At 72.5% G+C, this 7,420-nt stretch carries 6 protein-coding genes; 5 read left to right on the plus strand and 1 reads right to left on the minus strand.

The features are described from left to right. Positions 1-40: 40 nt before the first annotated feature. The 4 genes from hisS to ACI6QG_RS15860 all read left to right on the plus strand — a co-directional run bounded on the left by hisS (position 41) and on the right by ACI6QG_RS15860 (position 3,794). A complete protein-coding gene (gene hisS / locus ACI6QG_RS15845; RefSeq protein WP_407025552.1) occupies positions 41-1,291 on the plus strand; it encodes a histidine--tRNA ligase in 1,251 nt (416 codons plus the stop codon). Beyond that, positions 1,288-2,343 (plus strand): peptide chain release factor 1, encoded by a 1,056-nt coding sequence (gene prfA / locus ACI6QG_RS15850; protein ID WP_407025553.1) that lies wholly within the window; start codon positions 1,288-1,290, stop codon positions 2,341-2,343. The genes hisS and prfA overlap by 4 nt, the downstream gene beginning before the upstream one ends. Then, positions 2,340-3,197, plus strand: a complete 858-nt coding sequence (prmC, locus tag ACI6QG_RS15855) for a peptide chain release factor N(5)-glutamine methyltransferase (RefSeq protein ID WP_407025554.1) — start codon at positions 2,340-2,342, stop codon at positions 3,195-3,197. Before prfA ends, prmC begins: the two co-directional genes overlap by 4 nt. Before the next feature lie 135 nt (positions 3,198-3,332). Beyond that, the gene (locus ACI6QG_RS15860; protein ID WP_407025555.1) at positions 3,333-3,794 is read left to right on the plus strand and encodes a DUF4167 domain-containing protein; all 462 of its coding nucleotides are present in this window, start codon (positions 3,333-3,335) and stop codon (positions 3,792-3,794) included. A 6-nt stretch (positions 3,795-3,800) separates the two neighbouring features. Here ACI6QG_RS15860 and ACI6QG_RS15865 read toward each other — a convergent pair whose 3' ends face one another. Then, complete coding sequence (locus ACI6QG_RS15865; protein WP_407025556.1) at positions 3,801-4,562, minus strand: MOSC domain-containing protein; 762 nt, start codon at positions 4,560-4,562, stop codon at positions 3,801-3,803. A gap of 108 nt (positions 4,563-4,670) precedes the next feature. Between ACI6QG_RS15865 and clpB the strand changes: the two genes are divergently transcribed. Next, positions 4,671-7,229, plus strand: coding sequence for an ATP-dependent chaperone ClpB (gene clpB, locus ACI6QG_RS15870; RefSeq protein ID WP_407025557.1), 2,559 nt, complete (start codon positions 4,671-4,673; stop codon positions 7,227-7,229). Positions 7,230-7,420: the final 191 nt, after the last annotated feature.

A 7,420-nucleotide genomic window follows, 5' to 3' on the forward strand; every position in this document is an offset into this window, starting at 1 on the left:
CTTCCGGGGCTAGCGTGCCGGTGCTATCCGCCCCGGCATCATGGCCACCAAGCTCCAGCCCGTCCGCGGCACGCACGACCTCATCGGCGAGGGGTTCCGCCGGCATCATCGCGTGGTGAAGACGGCGCGGCGCATCAGCGCCCTCTGGGGCTTCGAGGAATGGGCAACGCCGGTCTTCGAGGACACGCGGGTGTTCAACCGCGGCCTTGGCGAGACCTCCGACGTCGTCTCCAAGGAGATGTATTCCTTCGACGACCGCGGCGGCGAGAACATCACCCTGCGCCCCGAGATGACGGCGGGCATCTGCCGCGCCCTCGTCTCCAACGGGCTGGCGCAGTCGGTGCCACTCAAGGTCTTCGCCGCCGGGCCGGTCTTCCGCTACGAGCGCCCGCAGGCCGGGCGGCAGCGCCAGTTCCACCAGATCGACCTGGAAATCCTGGGTTCCGCCGAGCCACTGGCCGATGCGGAGGTCATCGCCTGCGGCTGGCACATCCAGCGCGAACTGGGCATCAGCGAGGGCGTGACGCTGGAGGTGAACACCCTGGGCGACACCCCCAGCCGCGATGCCTACCGCGCCGCCCTCATCGCCCACTTCACCGCGCACCGGGAGGCGCTGAGCGAGGATAGCCAGCGCCGCCTGGACAAGAACCCGCTGCGCATCATCGACAGCAAGGACGCCAAGGATCGCGCCCTGGTGGCCGGTGCGCCCACCATCGAGCCCTTCCTGACCGACGAGGCCCGCGCCCACTGGGACGCGCTGCGCCGCCACCTGGACAGCTTCGGCGTGCCCTTCCGCGAGAACCCGCGCATCGTCCGCGGCCTGGACTACTACAGCCACACCGCCTTCGAATTCGTGACCGACCGCCTGGGCGCCCAGGGCACCGTGATGGGTGGCGGCCGCTACAACGGGCTGGTGGAGGAGATGGGCGGCCCGCCGACGCCCTCCGTCGGCTGGGGCGCGGGCATCGAACGGCTGGCGATGCTGCTGGAAGCCGGGGGGCTGACCCCCGCGGCGCCGCGGCTGGTCCACGTCATTCCCGTCTCCCCGGCGGAGGAGGCGCTGGCCCTGCGCGCGGCCGGCGCGCTGCGCGAGGCCGGGATCGGCACCGAGATGGGCCACAAGGGCAACCTGAAGCGCCGGATGGAGCGGGCGAACAAGGCCAAGGCCCGCGCCGCCGTCATCATCGGCGAGAGCGAGGCCGCGCGCGGCGTGGCGATGCTGCGCGACCTGGATGCGGGCACGCAGGAGGAGGTGACCATCCCCGACCTCCCCGCCCGCCTGCGCGCATGAGCCTGCCCGCCAGCCTGGATCGCGTGCTGCGCCGCGCCGAGGAGCTGCGCGCCCTGCTGGAAACCGCGGATGGCGCCCAGGTCGGCACCCTCTCGCGCGAATTATCGGCGCTGGAGCCCATCGTGGAGAAGGTCTCCGCCTTCCGCGCCCTGGACGCCGCCCGCGCCGAGGCCGAGGCCCTGCTGGCCGACCCCGAGATGCGCGAGCTGGCCGAGGCCGAACTGGCCGACGCGAAGGCCCGCCTGCCGGGGCTGGAGCGCGAGATCCGCCTGGCCCTGCTGCCGAAGGATGCCGCGGACGAGCGCAGCGCCATCCTGGAAATCCGCCCTGCCGCGGGTGGCGACGAGGCCGGGCTCTTCGCCGCCGAGCTGTTCCGCGCCTACCAGCGCTACGCCGAGGCGCGCGGCTGGCGCTGGACCCTGCTGGACTACGACGAGAACGAGCTGGGCGGGGTGAAGGGTGCCACCGCGGAAATCCAGGGGGAGGGGGTGTTCGCCCGCCTGAAGTTCGAAAGCGGCGTCCATCGCGTCCAGCGCGTGCCGGCCACGGAGACGCAGGGGCGCATCCACACCTCCACCGTCACCGTCGCCGTGCTGCCGGAGGCGGAGGAGGTGGATGTCCGCATCGAGGACAAGGACCTGCGGGTGGACACCTACCGCGCCTCCGGCGCCGGCGGGCAGCACGTGAACAAGACGGACAGCGCGGTGCGCCTGACCCACATCCCCACCGGCATCGTGGTGGCGATGCAGGAGGAGAAGTCCCAGCACAAGAATCGCGCCAAGGCGATGAAGGTGCTGCGCTCGCGCATCTTCGACGCCCAGCGGCAGGCGCTGGATTCCGCCCGCGCCGCCGACCGCAAGGGCCAGGTCGGCACCGGCGACCGCAGCGAGCGCATCCGCACCTACAACTTCCCCCAGGGCCGCGTGACCGACCACCGCATCGGCCTGACGCTGCACAAGATCGACCGGGTGATGCTGGGCGAGCTGGACGAGATCCTCGACGCGCTGCTGAGCGAGGACGAGGCCGCCCGCCTGGCCGCCGCCGGCGAGTGACGGTCGGCGGCCTGCTCTGCGAGGGCGGCGCTGCCTTGCGCGCCGCGGGCATCGAGGGCGCGCGGCAGGAGGCGCGGCTGCTGCTGGCCCATGCCCTCCAATGCCCGCAGGAGGCGCTGCTGCGCGACCCCCGCGCGCCGGTGCCGCCCGAGGTCGCTGCCACCTTCCGCGCCCTGCTGGCCCGCCGCACCGCGCGGGAGCCGCTGGCGCTGCTGACCGGCATCGCCGGCTTCTGGACGCTGGAGCTGGAGGTGAGCGGCGCCACCCTGCTGCCCCGGCCGGATTCGGAGGCGCTGATCCGCCTCGCCGGCACCCTGGCGCCCGATGCGCGCCGCATGCTGGACTTGGGCACCGGCACCGGCTGCCTGCTGCTGGCCGCGCTTGCGGAACGCCCCGCCGCCTGGGGCCTCGGCCTGGACCTGCGGCCGGAGGCGGCGGCACTGGCCCGGCGCAACGCCGCGCGCAACGGCCTGGCTGCCCGCGCCGCCTTCGCTGCCGGCGATTGGGATGCGCCTTTGGCCGGCCGCTTCGACCTGGTGCTGTCCAACCCCCCCTACATTCCCAGTGCCGATGTGCCGGGGCTGATGCCCGAGGTGGCGCGGCACGAGCCCGCCACGGCGCTGGATGGTGGGCCGGACGGGCTGGACGCCTATCGCCGCATCCTGCCCGCGCTGCACCGGCTGCTGGCGCCCGGCGGGGTGGCGGTACTGGAGATCGGCTGGGACCAGGAGCCCGCCCTGCAAGCCCTGGCGGCCGCGCACGGCCTGGCGCCGCGGGGCCGGGAGGGGGATTTCGGCGGCAATCCGCGGGCCATTGCCCTGGCCCCCATTGGCGGCGGGGGCGGGGCGTCCTAATATGCAGCGCCGGCAGGGCATCTTGGCCAGCCGGCGGACCATCCTTCGGGAATGGTGGGCGCGGACCTCCCGCATCAGGGCGCCTTGGCCCGGAGCAGGACAGCGGAAGCACGACAGCGAATGAACATGAAGCGCATGCGCCGTGGCCACCGCCACGGCGGCGGGGGTGGCGGCGGGTTCCGGCCCAGCGGCGGCGGCAGCGGCAACAACGGCAACCAGCCGCTGAACCGCAACCACGTCTTCGACTCCAGCGGCCCGGACGTCCGCCTGCGCGGCACCGCGCAGCAGCTGTTCGAGAAGTACCTGCAGCTCGGCCGCGACGCGACCGGCGCCGGCGACCGCGTGGCCGCCGAGGGCTATTTCCAGCACGCCGAGCACTATTTCCGCATCCTGGGCGCGATGAACGCCGCCCAGGCCCAGCAGCAGGAGCGCCGCTTCCGCGAGCAGGGCGAGCCGCCGCTGCCCGAGGGGCCGGAAGCCGGCAACGACGGCCAGCACCCGCTGGAGGCCGAGCTGGCCGGCGAGGCGCAGTCCCTGCCGCTGCCGCGCCACCCGGCCGCCCCGCCGCCGGCCGAGGAGCCCGCGGCGGAGCGCTGACGCCGGCTACGCGGGCTGGATGGCCTCCAGGGCGTCGCCCACCGCCACCAGCCCGCCTTCCAGCACCTCCGCCTGCACGCCCAGGTCAATGTGGCCGAAAGCCTTGCGGAGTTCGCGCGGCGGGTTGGCGTCGCGCTCGGCGGTCTGGGGGTTCACCTCGGTGGCGGCGCAGCGGACGATGCGCTTCCACACGCGCAGCCGGGCGCGGCCCAGCATCACCTCTTGGTCCAGCAGGGCGAAGTCGCCCCATTCGGCGCCGCCCGAGACATAGAAATTGGCGCGGAAGCGCAGCGGATCCAGCCGCTGGCCGCTGGCCGCTTCCAGCGCCGCCAGGCTTTTCAGCGAGATGATGGAGACTGACTTCTGCGGGATGTCGGTGAAGTGATGCCCCCGGCCGCGCAGCAGCCGCAGGCGGCCGCGCGCCTCCTCGCCCAGGAAGGCGGTCAGGAAGTCCTCCACCGCCGCGCGGCCCTCCGGCGTGGAGAGGCGGGCGCGCAGCGGCTCGCCCTGCGGCGGGCGGATCAGCCAGGTGTCGGTGCCGGCGTCGTAGGCGGTGTGCAGCAGCGCCAGCCGGGCATTGGCCGCCAGGCATGCGAAGTTGGTCTTGCGCAGCCAGACCGGGTGGTCGGGGTCCAGCGGGGCGTCGGCCTGGGCCAGGGCGAAGACCCGGTCGAAGGGCAGGCACTCGCCCGCCTCCAGGGTCACGTCCTCCAGCGCTTCGGGCGAAAAGCCCTTCACCGGGTATCGGTAGATCTGTTCCACGCGCATGGCTTGCCGGACGACGCCCCTTGAATCCTGGGACTGGAGGATACCACACTCGAATCAGCCGCGCTGCCCACCGGGGGCCGGCCACCTTGTCGCCTCGAGGAGGGACGAATGGACATCGAGAAGTTCACCGAGCGCGCCCGCGGCTTCCTGCAGGCCGCGCAGACCATCGCGATCCGCGAATACCACCAGCGCCTGGCGCCCGAGCACCTGCTCAAGGCGCTGCTGGATGACGAGCAGGGCGCGGCCAGCGGCCTGATCGCCGCCGCGGGGGGCGATGCCCAGGCGGTGCGCGCCGCGGTGGCGCAGGAACTTTCCCGCATCCCGGCCGTGCAGGGCGGCGGCGCCGGCCAGCCCCAGGCGACCCCGGAACTCATCCGTGCCCTGGACGCGGCGCAGGAGGCAGCGAACCGCGGCGGCGACAGCTTCGTGGCGCAGGACCGGCTGCTGGAGGGCCTGGCCATCACCGGCCTGGCCGCGCTGCGCGCCGGCCGGGTGACGCCCCAGGCGCTGGAGAGGGCGATCGGCGCGCTGCGCAAGGGCCGGCGGGTGGACAGCGCCAATGCGGAGGACAGTTTCGACGCGCTGAACAAGTACGCCCGCGACATCACGGAGGCCGCCCGCAACGGCAAGCTGGACCCGGTGATCGGCCGCGACGAGGAGATCCGCCGCGCCATCCAGGTGCTGTCCCGCCGCACCAAGAACAACCCGGTGCTGATCGGCGAGCCCGGCGTGGGCAAGACCGCCATCGTCGAGGGGCTGGCCCTGCGCGTGGCCAAGGGCGACGTGCCCGAGGCGCTGAAGGACAAGCGGGTGATGTCGCTCGACCTCGGCGCCATGGTGGCCGGCGCCAAGTACCGCGGCGAGTTCGAGGAGCGCCTGAAGGGCGTGCTGAAGGAGGTGGAGGAGGCCGGCGGCAAGGTCATCCTGTTCATCGACGAGCTGCACACGCTGATCGGCGCCGGCAAGGCGGACGGCGCCATGGACGCCTCCAACCTGCTGAAGCCGGCGCTGGCGCGCGGCGAGCTGCACTGCATCGGCGCCACCACGCTGGACGAGTACCGCAAGCACATCGAGAAGGACGCCGCCCTGGCGCGGCGCTTCCAGCCGGTGCTGGTGGGCGAGCCGAGCGTGGAGGACACCGTCTCCATCCTGCGCGGCATCAAGGAGAAGTACGAGCTGCACCACGGCGTGCGCATCGCCGACGCCGCGCTGGTGGCGGCGGCGACGCTGAGCAACCGCTACATCACCGACCGCTTCCTGCCCGACAAGGCCATCGACCTGATGGACGAGGCCGCGAGCCGCCTGCGCATGCAGGTGGACAGCAAGCCGGAGGAGCTGGACGAGCTGGACCGCCGCGTCCTGCAGCTCAAGATCGAGCGCGAGGCGCTGCGCAAGGAGGAGGACGACGCCTCCCGCGAGCGGCTGGGCCGGCTGGAGAAGGAGCTGGCGGAGCTGGAGGAGCGCGCCTCCGCCATGACCGTGGCGTGGGAGGCGGAGAAGGGCAAGGTCGTCGAGAGCCAGAAGTGGAAGGAGCAGCTGGACCAGGCCCGCACCGAGCAGGACCTGGCCGAGCGGCGCGGCGACCTGAACAAGGCGGCCGAGCTGCGCTACGGCACCATCCCCGAGCTGGAGCGCAAGCTGGCCGCCACCGCCGGCGACGGCGGCCGCCTCGTGAACGAAGCGGTGACGGAGGAAGGCATCGCGGCGGTGGTGAGCCGCTGGACCGGCGTGCCGGTGGAGAAGATGCTGGAAGGCGAGCGCGCCAAGCTGCTGCGCATGGAGGATGAGCTGCGCCGCCGCGTGGTGGGGCAGGAGGAAGCCTTGCAGGCGGTTTCCAAGGCGGTGCGGCGCGCCCGCGCCGGGCTGCAGGATCCCAACCGCCCCATCGGGTCCTTCCTGTTCCTCGGCCCGACCGGCGTGGGCAAGACCGAGCTGGTGAAGGCCCTGGCCGCCTTCCTGTTCGACGACGAGCGGGCGCTGACGCGCATCGACATGAGCGAGTTCATGGAGAAGCACGCCGTGGCGCGGCTGATCGGCGCCCCGCCGGGCTATGTCGGCTACGAGGAGGGCGGCACGCTGACGGAGGCGGTGCGCCGCCGCCCCTACCAGGTGCTGCTGTTCGACGAGGTGGAGAAGGCCCACGAGGACGTCTTCAACGTGCTGCTGCAGGTGCTGGATGACGGGCGGCTGACGGATGGGCAGGGGCGGACGGTGGATTTCCGCAACTGCATCATCGTGCTGACCAGCAACCTGGGCGCCCAGGCCATCGCCGAATTGCCGGCGGAGGCCGACATCGAGGCGGCGCGCCCGGCGGTGATGCGCGCCGTGCGTGACCACTTCCGGCCGGAGTTCCTGAACCGGCTGGACGAGATGGTGCTGTTCCGCCGCCTGGGCCGCGAGGACATGGACGCCATCCTGGACATCCAGCTGGGGCACCTGCGCGGACTGCTGGAGCAGCGCCAGCTGCGGCTGGAGCTGACGCCGGAGGCGCGGTCCTGGCTGGCCGAGGCCGGCTACGACCCGATGTACGGCGCGCGCCCGCTGCGCCGGGTGATCCAGCGCAACCTGCAGGACCAACTGGCGGAGATGATCCTGTCCGGCGTGACGCCCACGGACGGCGTTATGCGCGTCGAGGTGCGCGACGACGTCCTGCGTGTTGCGGCATGACGTAGAAGCGGGGGCAGTCATGCTTCAATCGCATGACGCCCCCGTTTGACTCCTCGGCCAACCCCCCGTATATCCCCGTTCACCGGCGGCGGACTGGTCTTGCTGAGTGAGGCGGACTGGTTGGTTGGTGGTTTTGCTGGGGGTGGCTGGTTGGCTGACCTGGTTTGATGGGTTGGCTGAGCTGTTTCCTG

The sequence above is a fragment of the Sabulicella flocculans genome, assembly GCF_045449635.1.
GTDB lineage: Bacteria > Pseudomonadota > Alphaproteobacteria > Acetobacterales > Acetobacteraceae > Roseococcus.